Here is a 25,468-nt window from a genome sequence, read left to right on the forward strand (position 1 = left end):
CAGTCTCAGAAGGGCTTGCGCGCCAGCTTGAAGATCTTGTTCACGACGGTGGCGAACTGCTTGGGCAGCGGGCCCTTGTTGTAGGGCAGGCCGTACCGCTCGCAGATCTCCTGGACCTCGGGAGCCAGCTCGGCGTGTCGGTGCGCCGGGATGTCCGGGAACAGGTGGTGTTCGATCTGGAACGACAGGTTGCCGCTCATGATGTGGAACAGCTTGCCGCCGGTCAGGTTCGCCGAGCCGAGCAGCTGCCGGAAGTACCACTGCCCGCGCGACTCGCTCTTGGTCTCCTCGATCGAGAACTCCTGCACGCCCTCCGGGAAGTGTCCGCAGAAGATGATGGCGTAGGACCACACGTTGCGGATCAGGTTGGCAGTTGCGTTGCCCGCGAACGTGAACGGCGCGAACGGGCCGGACAGCAGCGGGAACGCCACGTAGTCCTTCATGGTCTGGCGCTTGACCTTGTTCCAGATGCCCGCCGCGATCTCGCGCTTGTCGACGATCGAGATCTCGCCGGAGCGGATGCGCTCGGTCTCCAGTTCGTGCAGGGCCACGCCGTACTGGAAGAACACCATCAGCAGGAACGCATAGATCGGGTTGCCGCGGTAGTAGGGCACCCACTTCTGGTCCTCGCTCATGCGGAGGATGCCGTAGCCCACGTCGCGGTCCATGCCGACGATGTTGGTGTAGGTGTGGTGCATGTAGTTGTGCGAGTGCCGCCACTGGTCGCTCGGGCAGGCTGAGTCCCACTCGAAGTTGCGGCTCGCCAGCGCCGGGTCGCCCGTCCAGTCGTACTGGCCGTGCATGACGTTGTGGCCGATCTCCATGTTGTCGAGGATCTTCGAGATGGCGAGCATCGCGGTGCCCGCCAGCCACGCAGGCGGCAGCACGCCTGCCCACAGCAGGGCTCGGCCCCCGGCCTCGAGGCCACGCTGGGCCTTGATGACGTTGCGGATGTAGGCGAGGTCGCGCTCGCCGAGGTCGGCGACGACCCGCTCGCGGATCGCGTCGAGTTCCTTGCCGAACGCCTCGACCTGCTCGGGCGTGAGGCTGATGGTCTCGCCGTTGACGGTCTTGCTGACGCCGCCGCGGGGGGTGGTCGTCGTCGCCTTCTCGGTGGTGCCAGTGGTATCGGTGGTATCGGTGGTGCGTTCGAGCATGGCAGTCATGGCTGGTCCTCTCTCGTACGTGTGGATGGAATGGTCTAGAGCGCGACGTCGACGTCGCCGACGGGTGCGGTGACGCAGATCTGCACGTCTTCCTCGACCGAGGTCGACACGGCACCGGTGATCAGGTTCTTCACCGCGCCGCTGGTCTTGCGACGGGTGCAGGTGTGGCAGATGCCCATTCGGCATCCGCTCTGAGGCTTCAGCCCGGCGGCCTCGGCCTGCTCGAGCAGCGACCGTCCGTCGTCGGTGACCTCGACGGCACTGTCGGCGAACGTCACGCGCCCGCCAGAGGCCTCGGTCGGCACCTCGAAGACCGGGGGCACGAAGCTCTCCCACAGCGCGTCCGGACGGAGTTCGCGGACGGCGTCCACCAGCGCGGGCGGTCCGCAGACGTACACGGCGTCGGCATCGGGCATCGCCGCCGCCAGGTGGTCGGCCCCGAATCGGCCCGTCACGTCGCCGGCATCGGCGGTGCGGGTGTAGCCGTGCAGGACCCGTACTGATGCGGGCAGCTCGGCCAGCTCGTCGCGGTAGCAAGCCTCCTCGGCGCTGCGGGCGTAGTGCAGGAAGGCGATCTCCGTCCCCTCCTGCTCGTGGTGGCCCTCGGCGACCAGCGTGCGCAGCATCGACAGCACCGGCGTGATGCCGCTGCCGCCAGAGACGAAGAGGATCCGCTTCGGCCGGACGGCGGGCAGCACGAAGTCCCCGCCGCCCGCTTCCAGCCCGACGACCATGCCGGGGCGCGCGTTGCGGTAGAGGTGCTCGGACACGGTTCCGCCGTCGTGCAGGCCCACCGTCAACTCGACGAGGCGGGTGTTCTCGGCGTTGGCCGGTGAGTAGCAGCGCATCTGTCGTCGACCGTCGACCTCGACGGTGAGGTTCACGTGCTGACCGGCCCGCAGGGGCTGCCCGCCAGTGAACACGTGATTCGGTTCCAGCGTCAGCGTGACGCTGCGCGGGGTGTCCCGGCGAACGGCGACGACCTTGGCGCGGGCGTCGCCGAGGGTCCACGTCGGTTCGACCAGCTCGGTGAAACGGTCGACGCCGTGGGGTCCGGTCAAGAGGTCTACCAGCGACGAGCGCAGCACTCGATCGCGGAGGCGCAGCTTCGATGGTTGAGTGAACATGTGTATACCGTGCGCCCCGTCGGTGCTGATCGTCAAGGGGTTTCCGCTGCTTGTGGTACGGTTCACAAACAGTGAACAGTCGTACTCCAAAGTCACAATCGTCCCGTTCGTCGCGGGACGGGACGTCGCGCGAGGAGCGCAAGGAAGCCACCCGCCGGGCCATCGTCGCGGCAGCGCTCCGGCTCCTCGAATCCCGCAGCTTCAGCGGTCTGAGCCTGCGCGAGGTCACCAGGGAGGCGGGCATCGTGCCCGCGGCGTTCTACCGTCACTTCGAATCGATGGAGGCTCTCGGTCTCGTCCTGATCGACGAGTCGTTCCGTGCCCTGCGCGACATGCTGCGTGGCGCACGTGCAGGCAAGCTGGACCCCAACCGGGTCATCGAGTCGTCGGTGGACATCCTCATCGCGGGCGTCAACGAGCGCAGGGAGCACTGGCGGTTCATCGGCCGCGAACGCAACAGCGGCGTCACGGTGCTGCGCTACGCCATCCGCACCGAGATCCGGCTGATCACCTCCGAGCTGGCGATCGACCTCGCGCGCTTCCCCGGCCTGAACACCTGGAGCAGCGAGGACCTCAACATCCTCGCGACGCTGTTCGTCAACGCCATGATCTCCATCGCCGAGACCATCGACGACGCGAACGACAGCGCTGCCCTCGAAGAGATCCGGCGCACCGCCGTCAAGCAGCTGCGCCTGATCGTCGTCGGCATCACGGGGTGGCGCAGCGCGACGGTCTGAGTCGCGAATAGGGTCGCCTCATGGCGAACCTGCACGTGACCCGCCCCCGTCCCGACGTCGTCCTCATCACCCTCGACCGGCCCGACAAACTCAACGCGCTGAGCTACGGGCTCGTCGAGGACCTGCACCGGACCCTCGACGACGTCAAGGCGGACAACGAATGTCGCGTCGTCGTCCTGACCGGCGCCGGGCGCGGATTCTGCTCCGGCCTCGACCTCACCGAACCATTCCCCGAGGAGGCCAAGGACGGGCTGGAGTTCCCGCGGTCGAGCATGCGGTGGCAGGAACGGATCGCCGAACTCACTACGAAACTCGCCCACCTGCGCCAGCCGGTGATCGCCGCGGTCAACGGCCCTGCGTATGGCGGTGGCTTCGCCCTGGCCCTGGCGTCCGACATCCGCATCGCGTCGGCCGACGCCAGGTTCTGCACCCAGTTCATCAAACTCGGTCTCGGCGGCTGCGACATCGGTGTGAGCTACACGTTGCCGCGCATCGTCGGCGCCGGACAGGCGTTCGACCTCATCCTCACCGCCCGCACGGTGGACGCGCCGGAGGCCTTGGGCCTCGGTCTCGTCTCGCGCATCTCCGACGGCGCGGTGCTCGACGACGCGCTCGCCATCGCCGAGACGCTCTGCGGCTTCGGTAGATTCGGCGTGGAGTCCACCAAGCAGGTGCTGTGGGCGAACCTCGAGGCGTCGAGCCTGGAGGCCGCGCTGCAGGTGGAGAATCGCAGCCAGATCCTGGCGTCGACCAGCGGCGAACTGCGCGAGGCCGCCGCCGCGTTCGCCAATCGCAAGAAGGGTTGACCGACGTGCTCCACGACCCCGACTGGCGTGGTTTCGCCAGCGACAACTACGCGGGCGTCCACCCCGAGGTGCTCGACGCGATCTCCGCGGCCAACGGCGGTCACCAGACCGCCTACGGCGGCGACGCGTACACGGCGCGGCTGCGCGAGGTCATGCAGCAGCACTTCGGCGAACGGACCGAGACGTTCCCGGTCTTCAACGGCACCGGGGCGAACGTCGTTGGGCTGACCAGCATGCTGCCCCGCTGGGGCGCCGTGATCACCGCGACCACGGCACACGTCAACACCGACGAGGCCGGCGCGCCCGAGCGGATGACGGGCATCAAGTTGCTCACCATCCCGACGACCGACGGCAAGCTGGACCCTGCGGCGATCGCCACCGAGGCGTTCGGGTGGGGCAACGAGCACCGGGCACAGCCGCTCGCGGTGAGCATCACCCAGACCACCGAACTGGGCACGCTGTACACGCCCGACGAGGTGCGTGCGATCGCCGACTTCGCCCACGAGCACGGCATGGCGCTGCACATGGACGGTGCCCGGCTGTGGAATGCCGCTGCCGCACTTGGCGTTCCGTTCCGCGCGTTCACCACCGACGCAGGCGTCGACGTCCTCAGCTTCGGCGGCACCAAGATCGGCGGCCTCGGCGCGGAGGCGGTGGTCGTACTGGACCCCGCGCGCACCGTCGGTCTGGTCTACCTGCGCAAGCTGACGATGCAGCTGGCCAGCAAGATGCGCTTCGTGTCGGCTCAACTGCTCGCACTGTTCGACGACGACCTCGGTCTCCGCAGCGCCGCCAACGCGAACGCCATGGCCACCCGGCTGCGAGGTGCGCTCGAGTCGGGCGTCGCCGACGGCTCGATTCGCGGACTGACGTTCACCCAACCCACGCAAGCGAACGCAATCTTCGCGACGCTCTACACCGCGGCGGCCGACCGCATTCGGGAGCAGGCGCGCTTTTACGACTGGGATCGGGCGCGCGGCGAGGTGCGCTGGATGTGCTCTTGGGACACCACCGAAGCCGACGTCGACCGCTTCGTCGACGTCATCCGTACCGAACTCGTGCGCGACCAAACGCCTATCGCGGCGTCCCGCCGCCGTCGACGATGACGACGGTCCCCGTCATGTAGCTGCCCGCATCCGAACAGAGAAGCAGTGCGGCACCGACCATCTCGTCGGGCGAGGCCAACCGCTTCATCAACGTGCCACCCACCATGTGGTCGATCGCCTGCTGCGGATTCTTGCGCATCATGTCCGTGTCGACCGGCCCGGGCGCAATCGCGTTGACCCGAATCCCATGGCCCGCCCACTCCGCCGCCATCGACCGGGTGAACGACATCATCGCCGCCTTGCCCGCCGCGTAGATCGACAGACTCGGCGCGAAGTTGAACGCCCCTACCGACACCACGTTCAGCACCGCGGCATTGGCGCTCTGCTGCAGGTGCGGCAGTGCGGCCTGGGCGAGGAACACCGGCCCCCGCACGTTCACGTCGTTGGACTTGGCCCACGCCTCGACGGTCATCTCGCCCAAGGGTTGCGCCAACGCGTTGGCTGCGTTGTTCACCACGACGTCGAGACCGCCGAACTCCGCGACCGCGCCGTCGACCAGCGCCGCGAGACTATCGACCTCCCCGGCGTGGGCGGGGATGCCGACCGCCTCGCCGCCGAGCCCGCGCAGGAACCCGGCCGCCTCAGCGCAGGCGTCGGCCTTTCGGCTGGACACGACGACCCGTGCGCCTGCCAAGAGGAATCCCTCGGCCAGTGCGAGGCCAATCCCCCTGGTGCCGCCGGTGACGAGGACGGTGCGGTCGGACATGTCGAAGAGCCGGTCGAACGACGAACGATCCATGGGCTCAGTAGATCAGATGCAACCGCTGACGCTGACCCGCCGTCCGACGCTGGCGCACACGTTCACGTTCGGCGCCGGTGGCACGTACACCGGCGGTGGTGGCGGCGGAGGCGGTGGCGCCGCCCCGGGCGGCGGTGGTGGCGGAGGCGGTGGTGGCGGCGGCTGCAACGCGTCGTTCAGTTCGTAGAGCGGGTCCGAGCAGCCGCTGACGTCGACGTGCCTGCCCCCGATGGACCCGCACACGGCGTCGGCCGTCGGCGCCTGGACGAACCCCAGCGTTGCGGCGGCGATCGTGCCCGCCAGTACCAGCTTCGCGATCATGAACTCATGGTGCGCCCTTCAGCGGCGCGCGCAGTGCGGAACGCCCGAATCAGAGCGTTCGTGCCGAAACGAACCGTCGGCGCTCCCCCGTGATCGGATCGTCGAACGTCAGCTCGCGGGCCACGAGCTGCAGCGGCCGGGTGAAGTCGTCGCCCGGCACCTCGACCACGTCGGGATAGAGCGGGTCGTTGACGATCGGCAGGCCCAGCGACGCCATGTGCACCCGCAGCTGATGCGTGCGCCCGGTGCGTGGCGTCAACCGGTAGCGGCCGTCACCGAGGTGCTCGACCAGCGTCTCGGCGTTGGGCTCCCCCGGCGCCTCAAAGGCCTGTAACCGGCTGCGCTCCTTCATGATCCGATTGCGCAACGTCAGCGGGAAGGTCAGCGAGTCGTCCACGCCGGCGCGTGCCAGGTAGGTCTTGCCGACCTCACCCCGGGCGAACATGGTCTGGTAGGCCCCGCGGACTTCCCTCCGGGCCGTGAACAGCAGCACTCCCGCGGTCAGCCGGTCGAGCCGGTGCGCAGGGCTTAACTCTGGCAGACCCAGCGACCGCCGCAGCCTGACCAACGCGGTCTGCGCGACGTGTGCACCCCGCGGCATCGTGGCCAGGAAGTGCGGCTTGTCCACGACGACGACGTCGTCGTCCCGGTGGAGGATCGGCATCTCGAAGGGCACCTCGACCTCGTCGGGTAGCTCGCGGTAGAGGTAGACGTGCGCCCCGGCGGGTAGCACAGTGGTGCCGTCGAGCGGCTCGCCGCTGGCCGAGAACACCTCACCGGCAAGGACTTTGGCGCCGGAGGCGAACCGCCGCTCGAACTCCTCGACCAGTGACCCGCCCTGCACGCGCACCCGGGCCGGGCCCAGGCCGTCGCGCACGGGCAGGGGCGCCTTGATACGGCCCCGGCTCACGACAGCGGCACGGGTTCCAGGATCTCGGCGCGCGCCTCGGGCGCCGCGGCCCGCAGCGCGTCGGCGGACTCGTCGTCGGGCTGTGTTTGTGACCGCACCTCGGCCTCGACGCGGGCCCGGTAGGTCTCGACCTCGCGGTCGATGTCCTCGGAACTCCAACCCAGCACGGGCGCAACGACTTCGGCGACCTCGCGTGCGCAATCGACCCCGCGGTGCGGGTACTCGATCGAGATGCGCATCCTGCGGGCCATGATGTCCTCGAGGTGCAGTGCGCCCTCCGCCATCGCCGCGTACCAGGCCTCGACCTTGAGGTACACCGGCGCCTCGGTGATCGGCGCCAACAGATCCGGCCTGCCGTCGGCCATGTCGAGCACCTCGCCGAGCAGCGAGCCGTACCGGTCCAGCAGGTGCCGCACCCGGTAGGGATGCAGGCCGTAGTGCTTGCCGACGTGTTCGGTCTGATTGACCAGCGCGAAGTACCCGTCGGCACCCATCAGCGGCACCTTCTCGGTGATCGACGGCGCCACCCGCGTCGGCACGAACTCGGCCGCGGCGTCGATCGCGTCCTCCCCCATGACCCGGTAGGTGGTGTACTTGCCGCCCGCGATCGCGACCAGACCCGGCGAGGGCACGGCGACGGCGTGCTCGCGGGACAACTTCGACGTCTCCTCGCTCTCACCGGCCAGCAGGGGCCGCAGCCCGGCGTAGACGCCGTCGATGTCGTCGTGGTTCAGCGGCGTCGCCAGCACGGTGTTGACCGTGCCGAGGATGTAGTCGATGTCGGCCTTGGTCGCGGCGGGGTGCGCGAGGTCGAGGTTCCAGTCGGTGTCGGTGGTGCCGATGATCCAGTGCGTGCCCCACGGGATCACGAACAGCACCGACTTCTCGGTGCGCAGGATGATCGCCACCTCGCTGACGATGCGGTCGCGCGGCACCACGATGTGCACGCCCTTCGAGGCACGCACCCGGAACCGGCCGCGCTGCCTGGACAGCGCCTGGATCTCGTCGGTCCACACGCCGGTCGCGTTCACGACGACGTGTCCGTGGACGTCGGCGACCCGGCCGTCCTCGGAGTCGCGGATCTTGACGCCGGTGACCCGGTCGCCCTCCCGCAGCAACGAGACGACCTGGGTGGAGTTGCGGACCACGGCGCCGTAGTGCGCGGCCGTGCGTGCGACGGTCATCGTGTGCCGCGCGTCGTCGACCACGGTGTCGTAGTAGCGGATGCCGCCGATGAGCGCGCTGCGCTTGAGCCCGGGCGCCAGTCGCAGCGCACCCGCCCGCAGCAGGTGCTTCTGCGGCGGCACCGACTTGGCGCCACCGAGCTGGTCGTACAGGAAGATGCCCGCGGCCACGTACGGCCGCTCCCACAGGCGCTTGGTCAGGGGGAAGAGGAACGGCAGCGGCTTGACCAGGTGCGGCGCCAGCGTCGTCAGGGACAGCTCACGCTCGTGCAGCGCCTCGCGGACCAGACCGAACTCGAGCTGCTCGAGGTAGCGCAGCCCGCCGTGGAACATCTTCGACGAGCGGCTCGACGTGCCGGAGGCGAAGTCACGGGCCTCGACGAGCGCGACCTTCAGCCCGCGGGTGGCCGCGTCCAGCGCGGCACCGGCCCCGACGACGCCGCCGCCGATGACCACCACGTCGAACTGCTCGCTGCCTAGCCGCTCCCAGGCACTCGCGCGCTGATCGGGGCCGAGCAGGGTCTGCCCATTGCCCGGACCGGGGATCGGGGAACTCACGCCGGCACTCCTCAGGTAGTTACTCGTCGGTAGCGTTGCTACGTCCGAGCGTAGCCGCGATCAGTCCAGATCGTCGTGCGCCATCAACCGGCGGGCCGTCTCGACGGTCGATCCAGAGAGCGACGGATAGACCGACAGCGTCTGGGCCAGGTCCGTCACCGACAGGTTGTTCTGCACGGCCAACGCGATGGGCAGGATCAGTTCCGACGCGATCGGGGCCACCACCACGCCGCCGATGACCACGCCGGTGGCCGGGCGGCAGAAGATCTTGACGAAGCCGCGCCGCAGCAGCGACATCTTGGCCCTGGCGTTGGTCGTCAGCGGCAGCATCAGCGTGCGGGCGGGCACCTCGCCGCTGTCGATCTTGGTCTGCGGCACGCCGACCGCCGCGATCTCAGGCCTGGTGAACACGGCGGCGGCCACCGTCCGCAGGCGGATCGGGGACACGCCCTCGCCGAGCGCGTGATACATCGCGATGCGGCCCTGCATGGCCGCGACCGACGCCAGCGGCAGCAGGCCCGTGCAGTCGCCCGCCGCGTAGATGCCCGCCGCGGTCGTCCGGGACACGCGGTCCACCGGCAGGTAGTTGCCGGGGCCGAGTTCGATGCCGACGCGGTCGAGACCCAGCCCGCTGGTGTTGGGCACCGACCCGACCGTCATCAGGGCGTGGCTGCCGTCGACGACGCGACCGTCGGCCAGCGTCACACGGACGCCATCCCCGGTGCGGACCACCGAGTCCGCGCGGGCATTCTTGACGAGCTTCACACCGCGTTCGGCGAACGCCTCCTCGAGCACCGCGGCCGCGTCGGAGTCCTCGTGCGGCAGGATCTGGTCGCGGCTGGCGACCACGGTCACCTTCACGCCGAGTTCGGTATAAGCGCTGCAGAACTCCGCTCCCGTCACACCCGACCCGACGATCACCAGGTGGTCGGGCAGCTCGGTGAGGTCGTAGAGCTGCCGCCAGTTCAGGATGCGCTCGCCGTCGGGTTCGGCATTGCGCAGCACGCGCGGGCTGGCACCGGTCGCGATCAGCACGACGTCGGCCTTCAGCACGCCGACCTTGCCGTCCTTCGTCGTCACCCGCACCCGGTGGTGCGCCATGCCCGGCACGTCGTCGACCAGCTCACCGCGGCCCTGCACCACGTTCACGCCCTCGCGCAGCAGGTTCGAGCCGATGTCCGCCGACTGCGACCTCGCGAGCGTCTTGACCCGGTTGTGGATCTGCTCGAGCGAGATCTTGGCGTCGTCGATCGCGATGTCGAAGCCGAGACCGTTGGCGCGGCGCAGTTCGGTGCGCACGCCTGTCGAGGCGATGAACGTCTTGGACGGGACGCAGTCCCAGAGCACGCACGCGCCGCCGATGCCGTCGGAATCAACGACGGTGACCTGTGCGACGTCGGGTCCACGGCCCGCCGCGACGAGCGCGGCTTCGTAGCCGGCGGGACCGCCGCCGATGATCACGATGCGGGTAGCCACGGCCTCAACCTACTGGGGCAGACGCGATTCGGGAGCCCCGCCCGTCGAATCCAGTACGTGACTCCGTCGCGACGGACGTCCCGATTACCCCTGTGTCACGATATGAGAACTGGCGTGTTCCCCATACGGAGTCCGGGCATGGCCCCCATACTCGTCTGCGGACGCCGCAGGCCATCCGAGGACCTTGGCGCCGTCGACCCGCGGACAGCGGGAGGGGTGGTCAGCGGTGAGCAGTGGCGGACGTCGGTCGGTCTCGAACGCGACGTCCGGGCTTGCCAGCCCTTCGGATCGCCGCTCGGCGATGAACGAGCATGCCAGCCGGGCGATTGCGGCCGCGGCGATCGCAGCGGGCTTCATGGCCGCCGGCGGTGGGATGGGGATCGCCCTCGCAGCCCCGCAACCCGACCCTCCGGTCACCTGCGCGCCTGCGGAGACGTGCCCACCTAGCGAGCGGGCGTCACACGAGGTCCGGCCCGTTCGGCTGGACGCCAGCCGCACACCCAATCCACTGCTGGGATTGATGGGCGTGCCGGCGGCGCGCGTCGCGCCGCTGCCCAAGACGTTCTCCGGTGGCCCGGATCCGTTCGCCGCGCTGGTTGGACTGTTCATCGGCAATGGCGCCGATGCCGCGGCCGACTGCACGGGTCTGGCCTGCAACGGCGGAAACGGCGGCCTGTTCTTCGGCAACGGCGGTCGGGGCGCCAACGGGGGTTCCGGCGGCAACGCCGGGCTGATCGGAAACGGCGGCATCGGCGGTAGCGCTGGTCTGGGTGGCGCGGGCGGCGCCGGCGGCCGCGGCGGACTGCTGATCGGAAACGGTGGCAACGGCGGGGCTGGCGGCGCAGGCGTCGCGGGCGCGGCCGGGACGATGGGCTCGTCCGGCAACGCAGGCGGCAAGGGTGGCGATGGCGGCCGCGGCGGCGCCGGTGGTCTATTCGGTGGATCCGGCGGTCGAGGCGGAGCGGGCGGCGCCGGCGGCGATGGCGGCGCAGGAGCGACCGGAGGCGTCGGGCTGGCCGGCGTTACCCCGGGCGCGGCAGGCGGGACGGGACAGACCGGCGGCAGCGGCGGCGCGGGCGGAGCCGGCGGCAACGCAGGAGCCGGCGGTACGCGCGGATGGTTCGGCGGGGTGTCGGGCGCAGCGGGGACGAACGGCGACGGCGGCCGTGGCGGCGACGCGGCCGACGGCGGCACCGGAGGCACCGGCGCCGACGGCGCGGCAGGCGCGGCAGGCCTCGATGGCGGCGCAGGCGGGAACGGACGAGACGGCGGCACCGGCGGCATTGGTGGGGCGAGCGGCGCGGCCGGCGCGGGCGGCGCCGCGGGTAGCGGCGGCACCGGTGGAGTCGCGGGCGCCGATGGCAGCGGGGCCGGGCAGGGCGCCGGCGGCCGAGGCGGAAACGGCGGTGCGGGCGGCAATGGCGGCACCGGGACCACCGGTGACACCGGAGACACCGGATCGGCCGGCACACCGACCGTAGACGGCGGTATGGGCGGCACCGGAGGCGTTGGAGGCCAAGGCGGTAGGGGTGGCGACGGAGGCAACGGCGGGAATGCCGGTCTCGGCGGTGCCGGATCGACCGTCGGGGCCAACGGGCTCAACGGAAGCGGCGGCAACGCCGGTGACGGGGGCGTCGGCGGCACGGGCGGCACGGGCGGTCGAGGCGCCGATGGCGTCCGCGGCGCCGATGCGACCGCGCCCCTCGGCACCGGGGGCCTCGGCGGTAACGCCAGCGCCGGAGGAAGTGGCGGCACCGGCGGCACCGGTGGTGCCGCGGGCGTGGCCGGCAACGCAGGCACGACGCCCGGCTCGGGCGGTGTCTCCGGCCAGGCGGGCAGCGCGGGCGCCCAGGGGGCCGGAGGCACCGGCGGCGCCGGCGGCACGGGCGGGACCGGCGGCACGGGCGGCACCGGTACCGCAGGCTCCAACGGTGAAGATTCCTTTCCGGCGGGCCGAGACGGCGGCGCCGGCAGCTCCGGGACGGCGGGTGGCGCCGGAGGCACCGGTGGCGACGGAGCCGCGGGAGGCGCAGGCGGACAAGGCAGCACAACAGGCGCGGCTGGGGCCAACGGGAACGGTGGCGCGGGCGGCACTGGAGGCACCGGAGGCACCGGCGGCAACGGCGGCGGCGGCGGCTTCGGCGACTACGACACCAGCGGCGGCAACGGCGGCCGCGGCGGCGACGGCGGCGCGGGCGGCACCGGTGGTACCGGCGGATCTGCCGGCACCGGTGGCGCCGCGGGGACCGGTAGCAACGGGAGCACCGGTTCCATGGGCCTGGCCGGAACGGGCGGCGACGGCGGCGTCGGCGGCTTCACGCACGGCGGTTCGGACGGCGTCGGCGGTGACGGAGGCGACGGCGGCAACGGCGGTACGGGCGGCAACGGCGGCGCGGGCGGCGTCGGTCTCGGATCCAGCGACTTCGCCGACGGGACCGGCGGCCGCGGCGGCAACGGCGGCACGGGCACGGGCGGCAACGGCGGCGCAGGCGGCGCCGGTGGCCGAGGCTTGGGCGCCGATGGCAACGGCCTCGGCGGCCGCGGCGGCGACGGCGGCTCCAGCCTGGGCGCGAATGGCGGACGTGGCGGAAACGGCGGCGAGGGCGTCAGCGCGCAGCAACCGGGTTACACCGGCACCGGAGGCGCCGGTGGCAACGGCGGCGATTCGACCGGCGGAACGGGCGGCAACGGCGGCAACGGCGGCAACGGCGCGGCGAGAGGCAGTGGCACCAGCGGTGGCGGAGGCGCCGCCGGGGCCGGCGGGACACCCGGCGGCACCCCGGGTCAGGCCGGCACCAGCACGTCGCTGAACGCCGGCTGACGGGACTCCCATCGATCCGCTGCACGGCTGCGCGTCGGGCACGCCCGCGACCCCTTAGGCTTACGGCCGTGCCGATCTACGCCGCCTACGGATCGAACATGCATCCGGAGCAGATGCTGCAGCGTGCCCCGCATTCGCCGATGGCGGGAACGGGCTGGTTGCACGGCTGGCGGCTGACGTTCGGCGGTGCCGACATCGGCTGGGAGGGTGCGCTGGCGACCCTGGTCGAGGATCCCGACTCGAAGGTCTTCGTCGTGCTCTACGACATGACCAAGGAGGACGAGGAGAACCTCGACCGCTGGGAGGGCTCCGAGCTGGGGTTTCACAAGAAGATTCGCTGCCGAGTGCATCGCGAGACGTCCGACACCGACACCGACCCGGTGCTGGCGTGGCTCTACGTCGTCGACGCGTGGGAGGGCGGCATCCCGTCGGCCCGCTACCTCGGCGTGATGGCCGAGGCCGCGGAGATCGCGGGCGCACCGCCGGAGTACGTGCACGATCTGCGCACCAGGCCGTCGAGCAACGTCGGCCCCGGTACCTAGGTCGGCGCGGTCAGATCAGCGCGCTCTGCTCGACGATGTTGACCAGCACGCGCACGCCGACGGCCAGCGCCCGCTCGTCGAGGTCGAACGTCGGCTGGTGCAGATCGAGCTGCGGGCCGTGGCCCGACCACACGCCGAGCCTGGCCATCGCGCCCGGCACCTCCTCGAGGTACCAGGAGAAGTCCTCGCCGCCGCCCGACTGCCGGGTGTCGGCCAGCGCGTCGATGCCGATGGCCTCGATCGCGTGGGTCATGATGCGCGTCGAGATCTCCTCGTTGACCACCGGCGGCACGCCGCGGCGGTAGTGCACGGCGTAGTCGACCTGCAGCGGCACCAGCAGCGACGACACGATCTCGCCGACGAGGTCCTCCATGACGACCCACGCCTCGCGGCTCGCGGTGCGGATGGTGCCCGCGATCGAGCCGGACTGCGGGATCGCGTTGGCGGCCACCCCGGCGTTCACCGCGCCCCACACCATCACGGTGCTGTGCCGCGGGTCGACGCGACGGGACAGCACGCCGGGCACGCCGGTGATCAACGTGCCGAGCGCGTAGACCAGGTCGCCGGTCAGGTGTGGGCGCGAGGTGTGCCCGCCGGGCGACTGCAGGGTGATCTCGATCTGGTCGGCCGCCGAGGTGATGGGGCCTGGCGTGGTGGCGATCTTGCCGACCGCCAACCGCGGATCGCAGTGCAGCGCGAAGATCCGCGTCACCCCGCTGAGCGCTCCCGCGGCGATCGCATCGATGGCGCCGCCGGGCATCAGTTCCTCGGCGGGCTGGAAGATCAGCCGCACGCCGATCGGCAGCTCGGGCACCGATGCGAGCGCCAGGGCCGTTCCCAACAGCACCGCCGTGTGGCCGTCGTGGCCGCAGGCATGTGCAGCGCCAGGCACCAGCGACGAGTACGGCGCCCCGGTGCGCTCGGTCATCGGCAGCGCGTCCATGTCGGCGCGCAGCGCGACCCGCGGGCCGTGTTCGGGACCGAAGTCACACGTCAGCCCCGTGCCGCCGGGCAGCACCTTGGGGTTGAGGCCCGCGTCGGCGAGCCGGGACGCGACGAACTGCGTCGTCGCGAACTCCTGCCTGCCCAGTTCGGGGTGCTGGTGGATGTGCCTGCGCCACGCAACCAGGTCGTCGGCGTGCGCGGCCAGCCAGGCATCGGTGTAGGACTGCATGTTCACGAGGCGACCCGCCGCTGCTGTCGAGCGAGCACGCGCTCGCGTTCGGTCGACGACTCGGCCAGGCGTACGACGGTGCGGGCCAACATGATCGCACCCTCGACGACGGCGTCGTCGGCACTGGGGCCCGCGGCCGCCGTCGCGAAACCGGGCTGATGAACCGAGGCTCCGCCCGCGTCGATGCCCACGATGGGGTGGATGCCGGGAAGCAGTTGCGTGACGTTGCCCATGTCGGTGCTGCCCAGCGGCAGCGCGGCCTCGACGTCGGCGCCGACGGGCGAACGGCCCACGCGCACCATCTCGTCCCGGAACACCTCCGCGAGCCACTGGTCGGGTGCGAGTTCGTGATAGGCGGGTTCGGTCGGCTCCACGCGGTGTTCGCACCCGGTGGCGATGGCCCCGGCCAGGAAGCAGTCCGACATCCGGGCCTCGAGTTCGCGCAGCGACGCGGCGTCGTTGGCCCGCATCGTGTACGCCATCTCGGCGTGTCCGGGGATGACGTTTGTGGCCTGGCCGCCGTTGGTGACGATGCCGTGGGCCATCTGTCCGGGCGCCATCTGCTGGCGCAGCAGGCCGATCGCGACCTGCGCGACCGTGATCGCATCGGCGGCGTTCAGGCCGAGGAAGGGCGCGACGGCGGCGTGCGCCTCGCGACCGAGGTAGGTGACGGCGACCTGCGACAGCGCGAGCGACCGGGCGCGGGCGATGTCGAGCGGGCCCGGGTGCAGCATCACGGCCGCGGCGACGTCGTCGAACACCCCGGCATCGAGCATCAGCACCTTGCCGCCGCCTGCCTCTTCGGCGGGCGTACCGAACAGGACCACCGTGAGGTCGAGTTCGTCGGCGACGTCGGCGAGCGCGAGCGCCGTGCCGACCGCCGAGGCCGCGATGACGTTGTGCCCGCAGGCATGGCCGATCTCGGGGAGCGCGTCGTACTCGGCACACACTCCGATGACCAGCGAGCCGCTGCCGAAGTCGGCGCGGAAGGCGGTGTCCAGTCCGGCGACCGCCTTGGTGACCTCGAATCCGCGCTCGGCGACCAGGGTTTGGGTCTTCGCACAGCTGCGGAACTCGGCGAACGCGAGTTCCGGCTCGGCGTGGATGCTGTGCGACAGCTCGATCAGGTCGCCGCGGCGGCGCCGGACGGCGTCCTCCACGGTGGTCGACGCGCTGGCAGTGGGCATTGAGGCAGTATCTCACCGCGTGCCGGGCGCTCGCGCTCGCGGCGGTATCAGGCCCCATCCGCACGTACGCTGCCTCACTGTGACCGGTGCGAACGATGTCCAGTCCCCTCGGGAGGCAGCCGATGCGGCCGCCGCTGCCATTCGCCAGGCCACGGGCATCGATCGCTTCGACGTGGCGGTCGTGCTGGGCTCTGGATGGGCGCCTGCGGCCGACGGCCTTGGCGAGCCTCGTGCGGTCGTCCCGATGGCCGATCTGCCGGGCTTCACCCCGCCGACGGCGGCCGGTCACGGCGGCCGGGTGCTGGCGCTGAGCGTCGGCGACAAGCAGGTGCTGGTGCTGCTGGGCCGGATCCACGCCTACGAGGGGCACGATCTGCGGCACGTGGTGCATCCGGTGCGCACGGCGTGCGCGGCCGGTGCCGCGACGGTGGTGCTGACGAACGCGGCAGGCGGGCTGCGCGAGGACTTCTCCGTTGGCCAGCCGGTGCTGATCAGCGATCACCTGAACCTCACGGCCCGGTCGCCGCTGGTGGGTGCCGAGTTCGTCGATCTCGTCGACGCGTACTCGCCGCGGTTGCGGGCACTGGCCCTGACGGTGGACCCGTCGTTGAGCGAGGGCGTCTATGCGGGTCTGCCGGGGCCGCACTACGAGACGCCTGCCGAGATCCGCATGCTGCGGGTGCTGGGAGCCGACCTGGTCGGCATGTCGACGGTGCACGAGACGATCGCGGCGCGCGCTGCGGGCGCCGAGGTACTCGGACTGTCGATGGTGACGAACCTGGCCGCTGGCATGACGGGCCAGCCACTGTCGCACGCCGAGGTGCTCGAGGCGGGCCGTCAGTCGGCGACGCGGATGGGTTCCTTGCTCGGCGAGGTGCTGGCCCGCCTGTAGGCGTACTTGACGAAGCCGCGTGCCATCAGCGGTGCGGCGAACAGCATGAGCAGCACCCGGACCACCTGCGCGGCGACGATGAACGTCACGTTGGAGCCGGTCTCGACCGCGGTGGCCAGCACGGCGTAGATGCCGCCGGGACTGGTCGACAGATAGCCCTCCAGCGGGCTGATGCCAGTGAACCGGGCGAGCAGCACGCCGAGGCCCGCGCAGGCCACGTTGAGGAAGACGATGAGCGCGAGTGCCGCGGGCAGTGCGCGACCGATGGAGCGGACGGACTCTCTGGTGAACGCCACGCCGGCCTGCCACCCGATCACGGCGTAGCCGATCTGCACCAGGGCCAGCGGTACGGCCAGCCCGAACGACGTGCCGGTCAACTCCAGGGCGATCGTGATGGCCATCGGCCCGAGTAGTCCCGCGCCGGGGAGCCGGATCAACCGGCCGACCGTGGCGCCGACGAGGACGATCACGACGAGCATGCCGACCCTGAGATACCAGGGCAGCGTAGTGCTTTCGACCGGAACGCGCGTTTGGCCGGTCTTCTCGGCGTGGTAGACGAGCGTGACCACGATGGGCATCGACGCCGTGATGAGCGCGACCCGCAGGTACTGCACGACGGCGACCACCCGGTCGTCACCGCCCAGTTCCCGTGCGATCGCGACCAGACCCGACGCGCCGCCTGCGACCAGGGCGAGGGCGCCGGTGAGCGGGGTGACGTCGCGGTGCAGGCCGAGCAGCGCGCCTGCCGCGAGGCTCAGGCCCAGGGTGGCGAGGGCGAGTCCGACCACGATGCCCCAATTGGAGCCCAGGGCGTCGAGCGCGTCGCGGTGCACCATCGTCCCGATGTAGACGCCGAGGACACCTTGGGCCGCGATGCCGGCCTTGCGCGGTACGCCCGAGGGTGCGAGCGACGTCAGTGCCAGGGCGATGCCGACGAGGAGTGCGGCGAAGAGCGCCGCGGACGGTACGCCGAGCAGCGTGAGCGGCACGGTCACCGCCACCGAGGCCACCACCAACAACGCCCATCGCATCACGAAGACAAGTATGCACTTGGCATTTCAAGATCTCAAGCTGGTGTTCATCACGGCGATGCCAAGGTATAACTTGGTAATGCAATCCACTGGTTCACTCCCCGGGAAGACTTCATCCCACGGGAAGGCCAACGCCACCGAGCTGCGCGAGTCGATCATGGCGTTGACCCGTCAGCTGCGCAGGCACCGATCCGACAATGGGCTGACCCTGAGTCAGCAGCAGATCCTCGGTGAGGTGAGCCGGGCCAGCGTCACCACGCCTGCCGAACTGGCCACGCGCATGCACGTGCGGGTGCAGTCGCTGACCGACGGCATCAATCACCTCGAGGGGCGCGGGCTGGTGGCGCGGCGGACCGATGCCGAGGACCGCAGGCGCCAACTGATCGAGATCACGCCCGACGGCATGGCACTGCTGGAGGCCGACCGCGCCGAACGCGACGAATGGCTGCACTCGGCGATGCGGGACACGTTGACCGATCTGGAGTTCGATCTGTTGATGCTGGTGGCGCCCGTGCTGCGCAAGCTCGCCGACGGCGACCCCGCACAATGAACCCATGAGTGAGCAGCCACTGGCATTCGGCACCGCGGGCCTGCGGGGGCCGATGCGCGAGGGCCCCGGCGGCATGAACGTCGGGACCGTGACGCGAGCCACGTGGGCGTTGGCGAAGGTGCTGAAGGATCGATGCCTGGGCGGGTCGCTGGTCGTGGTGGGCCGGGATGCGCGTCATCACTCGGACGACTTCGCCATCGCGACGGCCGAAGTGCTTGCAGCCGAGGCTTTCTCGGTGATGCTGCTGGCCGACCCGGTTCCGACGCCGGTGGTGGCGTTCGCGGTGCGCGATCACAATGCCGTGGCGGGGGTGCAGATCACCGCATCGCACAACCCGCCTGCGGACAACGGCTACAAGGTGTTCGGCGACGGTGGCATGCAGATCATCAGCCCGACCGACCGCGAGGTCGAGGCCGCCATGGCGATCGCGCCCGACGAGCCCGAACGCGTCGAGGTCTCCCCCGTCGGTAGCGAGTTGATCCACGAGTACGTGCACCGCGCGGCGACGGTGCGGCGCGACACGGGTGACGTCCGCGTGGCGCTGACGGCGATGCACGGTGTCGGAGGCGAGGTGGCGCTGCAGGTGCTGCGCGAGGCAGGGATCACCGACGTGCACGTGGTCGACGAGCAGTTCGCACCCGACCCGGACTTCCCCACCGTCGCCTTTCCCAACCCGGAGGAGCCGGGCGCCGCCGACCTGCTGCTCGCCTTGGCCGCCGACGTAGATGCCGACGTCGCGATCGCGCTGGACCCGGACGCGGATCGCTGCGCCGTCGGCATTCCCACGACCGATGGGTGGCGCATGCTGTCCGGTGACGAGACGGGTTGGCTGCTGGGCGATTACGTGTTGTCGCGTCTTGACTCGGACGAGGCGGCTCGCAGCGTGGTCGCGAGCACGGTGGTGTCGTCGCGGATGCTGGCGTCGATCGCCGCGGGATACGGGGCCGAACACGTGGAGACGCTGACGGGCTTCAAGTGGTTGTCGCGTGCCGATGCCGACCGGCCCGGCAAGACCCTTGTGTACGCGTACGAGGAGGCCATCGGGCACTGCGTCGACCCGTCGGCGGTGCGCGACAAGGACGGCATCAGCGCTGCGGTGCTGGTGTGCGATCTGGCGGCGACGCTCCGTCGGGAGGGCCGCACCGTGCCGGAGGCATTGGACACCCTGTTCGGCCAGCATGGCGTGCACGCGACGGGAGCCGTGTCGCGCCGCTTCCCCCACGTCGATGCGGCGCGCTCGGCAATGGCCGGCCTGCGGGAGTCGCCGCCGAGTGGGGTCGCGGGTTTCGCGTTGTCCGTCGAGGACCTGTCGACGCGGCGCGGGCAGCAGAAGACCGATGCGGTGATCCTCTCGGGCGGCAACGATGCGACGTCGGTCCGGGTCGTCGCCCGACCCTCGGGGACCGAGCCGAAACTGAAGTGCTACATCGAGGTTCGGCTCGCACGCGCGGATGACGTTGGCGCCGCTCGGACCGACGCAGCACGACTGCTCGAGCGACTCACCGACGAGGTCTCTCGCTGGTGATCGTCGGTGGCGGGTTGGCCTCGACCGCGGGGCAGCTACCAAGGCGGGCCACCTCCTCGTAACCGGGCCTCTTCTTCGTTGAGTCGACGATCGTCGGTGATGCGTTGCGCGCGGCCTTGGGCGCGGGTGCGTTGGCGGCGGGGCATGGTGAGGCCCGGGTTAGGTTGTGGTGCTTTGGTTTTGGCCTCGTCGGTGATGGTGACCGGTGCGGTGGGCGCGCAGAGGCTGGGAAACAGCAGCTTGCTACCCGGCTCGGTGACGTAGGTCCGGCCGCTAGGTGAGGTCCAGATGATGGTGCCGTCAGGGAGTTGTCGGTCTCGCCAGCCGGTGGGTCCGCCCCAGAAGGTTTTCAAGAGGTGGTGTCGGCGGCATAGGCATTTGAGATTCGACGCGCAGGTGGGTCCGACCGGCCAGGCGATGGTGTGGTCGATGTCTGCGTGTGTGGCTGGTTCGCTGCACCCTGGGAAGCGGCACGTCAGGTCTCGGCACCGGACGAATTCCGCGAGCCGCCGCGATGGGGTGTAGCGGGGTTCGGGTGGGCTGTCGCCGGGGTGGCAGACCTTGCGGACCTTGGCGGTGAGTGCAAAGCGGCGGGCGAGGGACCCGGGGAGGAATGGGCCGCCGATGATGGTGCCGGGGCGGGTGGCGGGCTGGTCGCGGTTCGTGTGGTTCGCATCCGGTTCGGCTATCGGAGTCTCGTCGTTCAACGCCGCGTCTGGAGTTTCGCCCTCGGCATCCACGTGGAAGTCATCGCTGCAGTCCGCTCCGGTGTTGCCGCCCAACTCATCCCACGTCGTGATCTCTGACAGTGGCTTGTCGAACAGCGGATCGGGTTCGCCGTCGAGCGCGGCGTCCTGAGCCTTCGCGGCATCGGACTCGTCGAGGGTGTCCTCGTTGACTACCACGTAGACAACGGCGTTGCCGGTGGGAGGCGTCTTGGGTCCTGGGCAGTCGTCGTTGCCGCACAGGCATGGCAGGTAGTCGAGTGCGTGGGTGATGGAGTGGACCGCGTCGGCGCGTCGCTGCTCGACGGTCCGCGGATCGCCCGGGCACACGGTGTGGGCCAGGACGTTCAAGCGCTTCTCGAGGGCCTTGCCGTGGGTGGCGAACAGCGTGCCGAACATCGTGGCCGTGCCGGAGCCGTCGTAGTCGAATTGGATGTTGCGGCCCTTGGCCGAGAGCTTCGTGCGATACACCCCGTGCGGGTCGTGCTCGGCGACGATCGCATCGATCGCCGTGTTGAGCTTCTCCTCCGACATCGGCGCCCAGTCCGCGAGCACCTCGGCGAAGGCCTTGTCGACCGCCTTCTGCGCATCACGGTCACGCACTAGCGCCGTCCGCATCGTGATCGCCGACACGACGCGGTAGGACACCAACCCCTGCGCAAACAGTGCCGCCACTCGAGGCAGCCGATCGCGCAGCGCAGTGGCAATCAACAACTGATGCGACGCAGCACCCTGAGTGATGTTCTGCTCTGCCCCAATCTCGGCGGCCACTGCTCCCCAGTTGTCCAAGTACCACTGCTCACGGTCAGCCGACCCGTCGGCGGCGTAGGCCCGATCCAGTAGCACGACCATCGCCGCCAGCCGCCGCGCCGTCGCTGCCGCCTCGACCCGCGCCCAATCCCCGACGGTGCCAGAAGCGTCGAAGGCGGTGGCGAATCGATCAAACATACATTCGAATCTACTACTGCGGTACGACAAGTTGGTCCGGCGAAAAGCGGTCGTGGCCAGGGTGTGGATGAAAGTGGCTCTGTGGACAACCCGTTGGCATGGCAGTGTTTTCGTCGTACCCAGGGTGTAGTGCGCTGAAGCGCGGCATCAGCGGCGGCACCAACCACACTCGAGTTGTCGCACGAGGGATGACATTTCGATGGGCGAGCCCCGACGATCAGCCGCCAGGTACCCGAATCATCAACCGCAAGAACGTAAATCAGCGCGGACCGAACTGCCGATCTCCGGCGTCGCCCAACCCCGGCATGATGTAGGCAACGTCGTTGAGGCCGTCGTCCACCGCTGCGGTGTACAGCTTCAGGTCCGGCACCACCCGATCCAGGGCAGCTATGCCCTCCGGCGCGCACACCACGCACACCGCCGTGATGTCCACCGCCCGACGAGCCTTGAGTAGCCCCAGCGTGTAGGCCATCGACCCGCCGGTCGCCAGCATCGGATCGAGCACCATCACCGGCTGCCTACTTAGATCCTCCGGCAGCGACTCTAGGTACGGCGTCGGCTGCGCCGTGGTCTCGTCCCGCGCCACCCCCACGAAACCGACGTGCGCCTCGGGGATCAGGGCGTGCGCCTGATCCACCATGCCCAGCCCCGCCCGCAGCACCGGCACCAGCAGCGGCGGCGAGGCCAACCGCGACCCGGTCGTGTCCGCGAGCGGCGTGCGCACCGGCACCGCTTCCGACTCCAAATCTCGGGTCGCCTCGTACACCAGCATCAACGTCAGGTCGCGCAGCGCGGCGCGGAACCCGGCGTTGTCGGTGCGCTCATCGCGCAGCTTGGTCAATCGCGCAGCGGCGAGAGGATGATCGACGACCCGGACGTCCATGGGCGGAACCCTAATGGAACCGAACCGCTTCGACCGGCGTCGTAACTACGTGCACGCCGACATCCCCGCGATCCGCGCCCTCGCCACGTCCCACGCCAGGCACGCGACCGACCTCGAAGCGCTCGCCGCCGCGCTCGCGAAAGTCGCCCCGCCACCCGACGCGTTCGGGTCCGTCGGCACCGCGTTCCTCGCCGCGGTCGCCGACGCACTGACCTCCCAGGCCCACACCGCCGAGGGGCTCACCGCGCGCGTCGTCGCCGCGTCGGACGCAGGAACCACCACGGCCGACGCCTTCGACGAGGCGGACCTCCGAGTCGGCCAGGCCGTCGGTTCCGTCGGGATCTGATCGGTGCCGGGTTCAGTCACAGCGGCGCTGGCCGCGCCACTCCACGACCTACGAGCGACGCTCGGCACCGGCTCGACCGACGTGGCCGGCGGACTCACCGGCCTCCCGAGCGCCCTGGCCGACGTCGCCGCGGCGCTCAGCAGCGACACCGCGCGGACCAACTGGACCGGCGAGGCGGCCGTCGCCGCGGACGACTTCACTCGCCACACGGTCGAGGCGATCGAGGCATTGGCCGGTCGCGCCGAACGCCTCGGAGCTACGGTCGGTGCGGCAGCCGACGCCGTCGCCCGCGCCAGGGCACGGCTGGACGCGATCATCGACGCATTCGAGGCGAGGGCGGCGGAACTCGAGCCACACCTCGACGAGCCCGGGGTGGCGGAGGCGCTCGCCGCGGAGGCGCAGAACGCACTCGACGAGGCAGCGACGGTGGTGGACGGCCTGACCACCGACCTGGCCACCCACCAGGCCGCAGTCACCCCGCCCACCGCGTCCACCACCCCGCCCACCGCCACACCGACCAGCCCAGCCGGGTGGTCCGCCGCCGCACCGCTGTCAGCCGCCGCGTCGGGACTTCGGTCCATGGCGGCTGCGCCCGCCGGCTCGACCACCGGCGGCAGCCCCAGCAGTTCCCCAGGCCGACCCGTGACGACCACCCGTCCCGAGCAGTTCGGCAGCGAGACGGCGATCAACCTCCCGGGCGGCGGCAGTGCGACGGCGCCCAACGAAGTGGCGGCCAGCGCCGTACGACACGCCCTGACCCAGCTCGGAGTCCCCTACGACTGGGGCGGCACCACACCCGGCGTCGGCCTCGACTGCAGTGGGCTGACCCAGTGGGCATACCGCGAAGCGGGGTTGGACATCCCGCGCCTGGCTCAGGAGCAGGACATCGGTGCCCCGGTCGACGGCCAATCACTACGCCCGGGCGACCTCGCCGTGTGGGACGGGCACGTCGCGATGATCGTGGGCGAGGGCCTGATGGTGGAGGCGGGCGACCCGGTGCAACTCTCCCCCGTGCGTACGACCAACGCGGGCCAGGGATTTCAGGGTTTCTGGCGGCCGACGGCATGACGATCGACGACATGGACGGTGTCGCTGAAACCGACATGGCCGTTCGACGCCCGAACGACATCGCGGCATCTAAGCAAGACTTAGCTTTCTATGAGGTGAATTGAGTGGAACTCTCAGGTTTGCTGAGGACCATCGACGGGGAACCTGGACACACACCGCAAGCATTGGAGCGTCGCATGGTCCTCGGCACGAATTACCGTTTTGGCGCAGGCGCGTACCTCATCATGCTCAGCGTGGCCGCATGGCAGGCCTCGGTGAACCGACCGGACTCGAGCAAATAGCCCGAACCTCACCGACGCGACCCCTCCGAACGAGGACCGTGTCAGTTCCACGAGCAACGTCGTTACGCTGTGCCGCATGGCTGCGGAAATCGTGCCGGTCCGGCTCGGACTGACCAAAGGCGACCTGTACACCCTGTGGGCCCCGTCTTGGCGGGACGCAGACGACGAATGGCAGGGCTTCCTCGGCAAGGACGACGATCTCTACGCCTTCGAGTCGGTTGCCGACCTGGTGGCGTTCGTCCGGTCGAGCAAGGACAATGACCTCGCCGACCACCCCGCGTGGCCGGCTCTGGTCGAGGCGACGGCCCACCGCTGCGACCCCGACGAGGAGCACGTCTACGACCTCGTCGACGTTCCCGAGGTCGCGGCCGAGAAGCCCACCGAGGCCTCGGTGGCATCGCTTCTGCGGTCGCTGTCGATCGTGCAGTCCCTCGGATCGGTCTGTGACCTGACCGCGGTCGCCAAGTTCTTCAACGGCAACCCGGTGCTCGGTTCGCTCGGCGGCGGCATCGACGTCTTCGCAGGACGCGCAGGCCGCAAGCGCTGGGCCGAGATCGAAGGCGTCATCGGCCGCAACTGGGAATCCGTGCTCGACTCGATCGACGAAATCGTCACCGTTCCCGACGTCGACTCGGCGGCCTCTGAGAAGGCCGCGGCAGAACTGGCCGAGCCTGCGCCCGAACCCGACGAGCCCGAAGTCGAGGAGCCGGTGATCGACGGCGTCGTCGACACCGACGACGAGGAGGACGCGCTCGCCGCGCACGCCGAGGATCAGGTCCTCGGCACCGACGAGAACTTCTGGGTCCAGGTCGGCATTGACCCGATCCGCATCATCAGCCGCGGTGGAACCTACTACACGCTGCGCTGCTACCTCGGTGAGAACCCGGTCTTCCTCGGTCGCAACGGACGCATCAGCGTCTTCGGCTCCGAGCGCGCGCTGGCTCGGTACCTCGCCGACGAACACGAGAGTGACCTGTCGGAGCTGTCGACCTACGACGACGTCCGGACCGCCGCGACCGACGGCTCGCTCGAGATCGAGGTCACCGAGGAGAACGTCTACGTCCTCAGCGGTCTCGCCGACGACATCGCCGACGGACCCGACGCCATCGACCGCGACCAGCTCGACCTCGCCGTCGAACTGCTGCGCGACGTCAGCGACTACGCCGAGGACACCACTGTCGACGCCGCCCTCGACCCCGACCAGCCACTGGGCCGCTTCGTGGCGCACGCGCTGGATCCGGAGACGGTGACCGCGCCCCCCGCGCCGTACGCCAAGGCCGTCGCGCAGTGGGAGCAACTGGAGACGTTCGTCGAGTCGCGACTGCGCACCGAGTGACGCGATGAGTTCTGCCGCGGCAGCGGGTC

General features: G+C 70.3%; 23 protein-coding genes. 11 read left to right on the top strand and 12 right to left on the bottom strand.

Annotated features, from left to right (window positions below):
* Positions 1-5 precede the first annotated feature (5 nt).
* Positions 6-1,166 (bottom strand): fatty acid desaturase family protein, encoded by a 1,161-nt coding sequence (locus G6N61_RS12280; protein ID WP_163918778.1) that lies wholly within the window; start codon positions 1,164-1,166, stop codon positions 6-8.
* 35 nt (positions 1,167-1,201) lie between these two features.
* Positions 1,202-2,293 carry a ferredoxin reductase gene (locus G6N61_RS12285; RefSeq protein WP_163918779.1) on the bottom strand — a complete coding sequence of 364 codons (1,092 nt, stop codon included), beginning with the start codon at positions 2,291-2,293 and terminating at the stop codon, positions 1,202-1,204.
* A 71-nt stretch (positions 2,294-2,364) separates the two neighbouring features.
* On the opposite strand from G6N61_RS12285, the gene G6N61_RS12290 reads away from it, so the two are divergent.
* Genes G6N61_RS12290 through G6N61_RS12300 form a run of 3 tightly spaced genes read left to right on the top strand, consistent with a single transcriptional unit; the run spans position 2,365 to position 4,942 of the window.
* Positions 2,365-3,030: a TetR family transcriptional regulator gene (locus G6N61_RS12290; RefSeq protein WP_163918780.1), complete on the top strand. Its 666-nt coding sequence runs from the start codon at positions 2,365-2,367 to the stop codon at positions 3,028-3,030.
* A 20-nt stretch (positions 3,031-3,050) separates the two neighbouring features.
* Positions 3,051-3,836 (top strand): enoyl-CoA hydratase/isomerase family protein, encoded by a 786-nt coding sequence (locus G6N61_RS12295; RefSeq protein ID WP_163918781.1) that lies wholly within the window; start codon positions 3,051-3,053, stop codon positions 3,834-3,836.
* Positions 3,833-4,942, top strand: a complete 1,110-nt coding sequence (locus tag G6N61_RS12300) for a threonine aldolase family protein (RefSeq protein ID WP_163918782.1) — start codon at positions 3,833-3,835, stop codon at positions 4,940-4,942. The genes G6N61_RS12295 and G6N61_RS12300 overlap by 4 nt, the downstream gene beginning before the upstream one ends.
* On the opposite strand, the gene G6N61_RS12305 is transcribed toward G6N61_RS12300, so the two are convergent.
* The 5 genes from G6N61_RS12305 to G6N61_RS12325 are packed head-to-tail and all read right to left on the bottom strand — an operon-like array spanning position 4,911 to position 10,130.
* A complete protein-coding gene (locus tag G6N61_RS12305; RefSeq protein WP_163918783.1) occupies positions 4,911-5,681 on the bottom strand; it encodes an SDR family NAD(P)-dependent oxidoreductase in 771 nt (256 codons plus the stop codon). The genes G6N61_RS12300 and G6N61_RS12305 overlap by 32 nt on opposite strands.
* Before the next feature lie 12 nt (positions 5,682-5,693).
* Entirely contained in the window at positions 5,694-6,002 is a 309-nt protein-coding gene (locus G6N61_RS12310; protein WP_179973613.1) for an RNA-binding protein, read from the bottom strand.
* Between the two features lie 49 nt (positions 6,003-6,051).
* Positions 6,052-6,912: a pseudouridine synthase gene (locus tag G6N61_RS12315; protein WP_235887506.1), complete on the bottom strand. Its 861-nt coding sequence runs from the start codon at positions 6,910-6,912 to the stop codon at positions 6,052-6,054.
* Positions 6,909-8,654, bottom strand: a complete 1,746-nt coding sequence (locus G6N61_RS12320; protein WP_163918784.1) for a glycerol-3-phosphate dehydrogenase/oxidase — start codon at positions 8,652-8,654, stop codon at positions 6,909-6,911. The genes G6N61_RS12315 and G6N61_RS12320 overlap by 4 nt, the downstream gene beginning before the upstream one ends.
* Before the next feature lie 60 nt (positions 8,655-8,714).
* Complete coding sequence (locus G6N61_RS12325; RefSeq protein ID WP_163918785.1) at positions 8,715-10,130, bottom strand: NAD(P)H-quinone dehydrogenase; 1,416 nt, start codon at positions 10,128-10,130, stop codon at positions 8,715-8,717.
* 226 nt (positions 10,131-10,356) lie between these two features.
* On the opposite strand from G6N61_RS12325, the gene G6N61_RS12330 reads away from it, so the two are divergent.
* On the top strand, positions 10,357-12,951 hold the full coding sequence (locus G6N61_RS12330; protein ID WP_163918786.1) for a PGRS repeat-containing protein: 2,595 nt from the start codon (positions 10,357-10,359) through the stop codon (positions 12,949-12,951).
* 68 nt (positions 12,952-13,019) lie between these two features.
* Positions 13,020-13,493, top strand: a complete 474-nt coding sequence (locus G6N61_RS12335) for a gamma-glutamylcyclotransferase family protein (protein WP_163918787.1) — start codon at positions 13,020-13,022, stop codon at positions 13,491-13,493.
* A 10-nt stretch (positions 13,494-13,503) separates the two neighbouring features.
* On the opposite strand, the gene G6N61_RS12340 is transcribed toward G6N61_RS12335, so the two are convergent.
* Together G6N61_RS12340 and G6N61_RS12345 are read right to left on the bottom strand one after the other, a co-directional pair.
* Positions 13,504-14,667, bottom strand: a complete 1,164-nt coding sequence (locus G6N61_RS12340; protein ID WP_163924779.1) for an amidohydrolase — start codon at positions 14,665-14,667, stop codon at positions 13,504-13,506.
* 2 nt (positions 14,668-14,669) lie between these two features.
* Positions 14,670-15,854 carry a M20 family metallopeptidase gene (locus tag G6N61_RS12345; RefSeq protein WP_163918788.1) on the bottom strand — a complete coding sequence of 395 codons (1,185 nt, stop codon included), beginning with the start codon at positions 15,852-15,854 and terminating at the stop codon, positions 14,670-14,672.
* 79 nt (positions 15,855-15,933) lie between these two features.
* Between G6N61_RS12345 and G6N61_RS12350 the strand changes: the two genes are divergently transcribed.
* Positions 15,934-16,746 carry a purine-nucleoside phosphorylase gene (locus G6N61_RS12350; protein WP_163918789.1) on the top strand — a complete coding sequence of 271 codons (813 nt, stop codon included), beginning with the start codon at positions 15,934-15,936 and terminating at the stop codon, positions 16,744-16,746.
* Here G6N61_RS12350 and G6N61_RS12355 read toward each other — a convergent pair.
* Positions 16,692-17,777: an AbrB family protein gene (locus G6N61_RS12355; RefSeq protein ID WP_163924780.1), complete on the bottom strand. Its 1,086-nt coding sequence runs from the start codon at positions 17,775-17,777 to the stop codon at positions 16,692-16,694. The genes G6N61_RS12350 and G6N61_RS12355 overlap by 55 nt on opposite strands.
* Positions 17,778-17,856: 79 nt before the next feature.
* On the opposite strand from G6N61_RS12355, the gene G6N61_RS12360 reads away from it, so the two are divergent.
* Both G6N61_RS12360 and G6N61_RS12365 read left to right on the top strand, forming a co-directional pair.
* Positions 17,857-18,327, top strand: coding sequence for a MarR family winged helix-turn-helix transcriptional regulator (locus tag G6N61_RS12360; protein WP_163918790.1), 471 nt, complete (start codon positions 17,857-17,859; stop codon positions 18,325-18,327).
* A gap of 4 nt (positions 18,328-18,331) precedes the next feature.
* Positions 18,332-19,852: a phospho-sugar mutase gene (locus G6N61_RS12365; RefSeq protein ID WP_163918791.1), complete on the top strand. Its 1,521-nt coding sequence runs from the start codon at positions 18,332-18,334 to the stop codon at positions 19,850-19,852.
* 35 nt (positions 19,853-19,887) lie between these two features.
* Here the strand turns inward: G6N61_RS12365 and G6N61_RS30825 are convergent, their stop codons facing one another.
* Positions 19,888-21,525: an HNH endonuclease signature motif containing protein gene (locus G6N61_RS30825; RefSeq protein ID WP_235887507.1), complete on the bottom strand. Its 1,638-nt coding sequence runs from the start codon at positions 21,523-21,525 to the stop codon at positions 19,888-19,890.
* Positions 21,526-21,784: 259 nt separating this feature from the next.
* On the bottom strand, positions 21,785-22,408 hold the full coding sequence (upp, locus tag G6N61_RS12375) for a uracil phosphoribosyltransferase (RefSeq protein WP_163918792.1): 624 nt from the start codon (positions 22,406-22,408) through the stop codon (positions 21,785-21,787).
* 13 nt (positions 22,409-22,421) lie between these two features.
* Here upp and G6N61_RS12380 point away from each other — a divergent pair, with 13 nt between their 5' ends.
* From G6N61_RS12380 to satS, 3 genes are all read left to right on the top strand, one after another.
* Entirely contained in the window at positions 22,422-22,754 is a 333-nt protein-coding gene (locus tag G6N61_RS12380) for a type VII secretion target (protein ID WP_163918793.1), read from the top strand.
* A 3-nt stretch (positions 22,755-22,757) separates the two neighbouring features.
* On the top strand, positions 22,758-23,822 hold the full coding sequence (locus tag G6N61_RS12385) for a C40 family peptidase (protein WP_163918794.1): 1,065 nt from the start codon (positions 22,758-22,760) through the stop codon (positions 23,820-23,822).
* A gap of 357 nt (positions 23,823-24,179) precedes the next feature.
* Positions 24,180-25,439 carry a protein export chaperone SatS gene (satS, locus tag G6N61_RS12390; RefSeq protein ID WP_163918795.1) on the top strand — a complete coding sequence of 420 codons (1,260 nt, stop codon included), beginning with the start codon at positions 24,180-24,182 and terminating at the stop codon, positions 25,437-25,439.
* The last annotated feature ends 29 nt before the right edge of the window (positions 25,440-25,468 follow it).

Origin of the sequence: Mycolicibacterium arabiense (assembly GCF_010731815.2) — a bacterium.
Lineage (GTDB): Bacteria > Actinomycetota > Actinomycetes > Mycobacteriales > Mycobacteriaceae > Mycobacterium > Mycobacterium arabiense.

Bases quoted from the DNA above. Each gene is read 5' to 3' on its own strand.
- G6N61_RS12285 (WP_163918779.1), bottom strand. From the start codon at position 2,293: ATGTTCACTCAACCATCGAAGCTGCGCCTCCGCGATCGAGTGCTGCGC.
- G6N61_RS12365 (WP_163918791.1), top strand. From the start codon at position 18,332: ATGAGTGAGCAGCCACTGGCATTCGGCACCGCGGGCCTGCGGGGGCCG.
- upp (WP_163918792.1), bottom strand. From the start codon at position 22,408: ATGGACGTCCGGGTCGTCGATCATCCTCTCGCCGCTGCGCGATTGACC.
- G6N61_RS12360 (WP_163918790.1), top strand. From the start codon at position 17,857: ATGCAATCCACTGGTTCACTCCCCGGGAAGACTTCATCCCACGGGAAG.
- G6N61_RS12355 (WP_163924780.1), bottom strand. From the start codon at position 17,777: ATGCGATGGGCGTTGTTGGTGGTGGCCTCGGTGGCGGTGACCGTGCCG.
- G6N61_RS12310 (WP_179973613.1), bottom strand. From the start codon at position 6,002: ATGATCGCGAAGCTGGTACTGGCGGGCACGATCGCCGCCGCAACGCTG.
- G6N61_RS12345 (WP_163918788.1), bottom strand. From the start codon at position 15,854: ATGCCCACTGCCAGCGCGTCGACCACCGTGGAGGACGCCGTCCGGCGC.
- G6N61_RS12380 (WP_163918793.1), top strand. From the start codon at position 22,422: ATGGAACCGAACCGCTTCGACCGGCGTCGTAACTACGTGCACGCCGAC.
- G6N61_RS30825 (WP_235887507.1), bottom strand. From the start codon at position 21,525: ATGTTTGATCGATTCGCCACCGCCTTCGACGCTTCTGGCACCGTCGGG.
- G6N61_RS12280 (WP_163918778.1), bottom strand. From the start codon at position 1,166: ATGACTGCCATGCTCGAACGCACCACCGATACCACCGATACCACTGGC.
- G6N61_RS12305 (WP_163918783.1), bottom strand. From the start codon at position 5,681: ATGGATCGTTCGTCGTTCGACCGGCTCTTCGACATGTCCGACCGCACC.
- G6N61_RS12340 (WP_163924779.1), bottom strand. From the start codon at position 14,667: ATGCAGTCCTACACCGATGCCTGGCTGGCCGCGCACGCCGACGACCTG.
- G6N61_RS12295 (WP_163918781.1), top strand. From the start codon at position 3,051: ATGGCGAACCTGCACGTGACCCGCCCCCGTCCCGACGTCGTCCTCATC.
- satS (WP_163918795.1), top strand. From the start codon at position 24,180: ATGGCTGCGGAAATCGTGCCGGTCCGGCTCGGACTGACCAAAGGCGAC.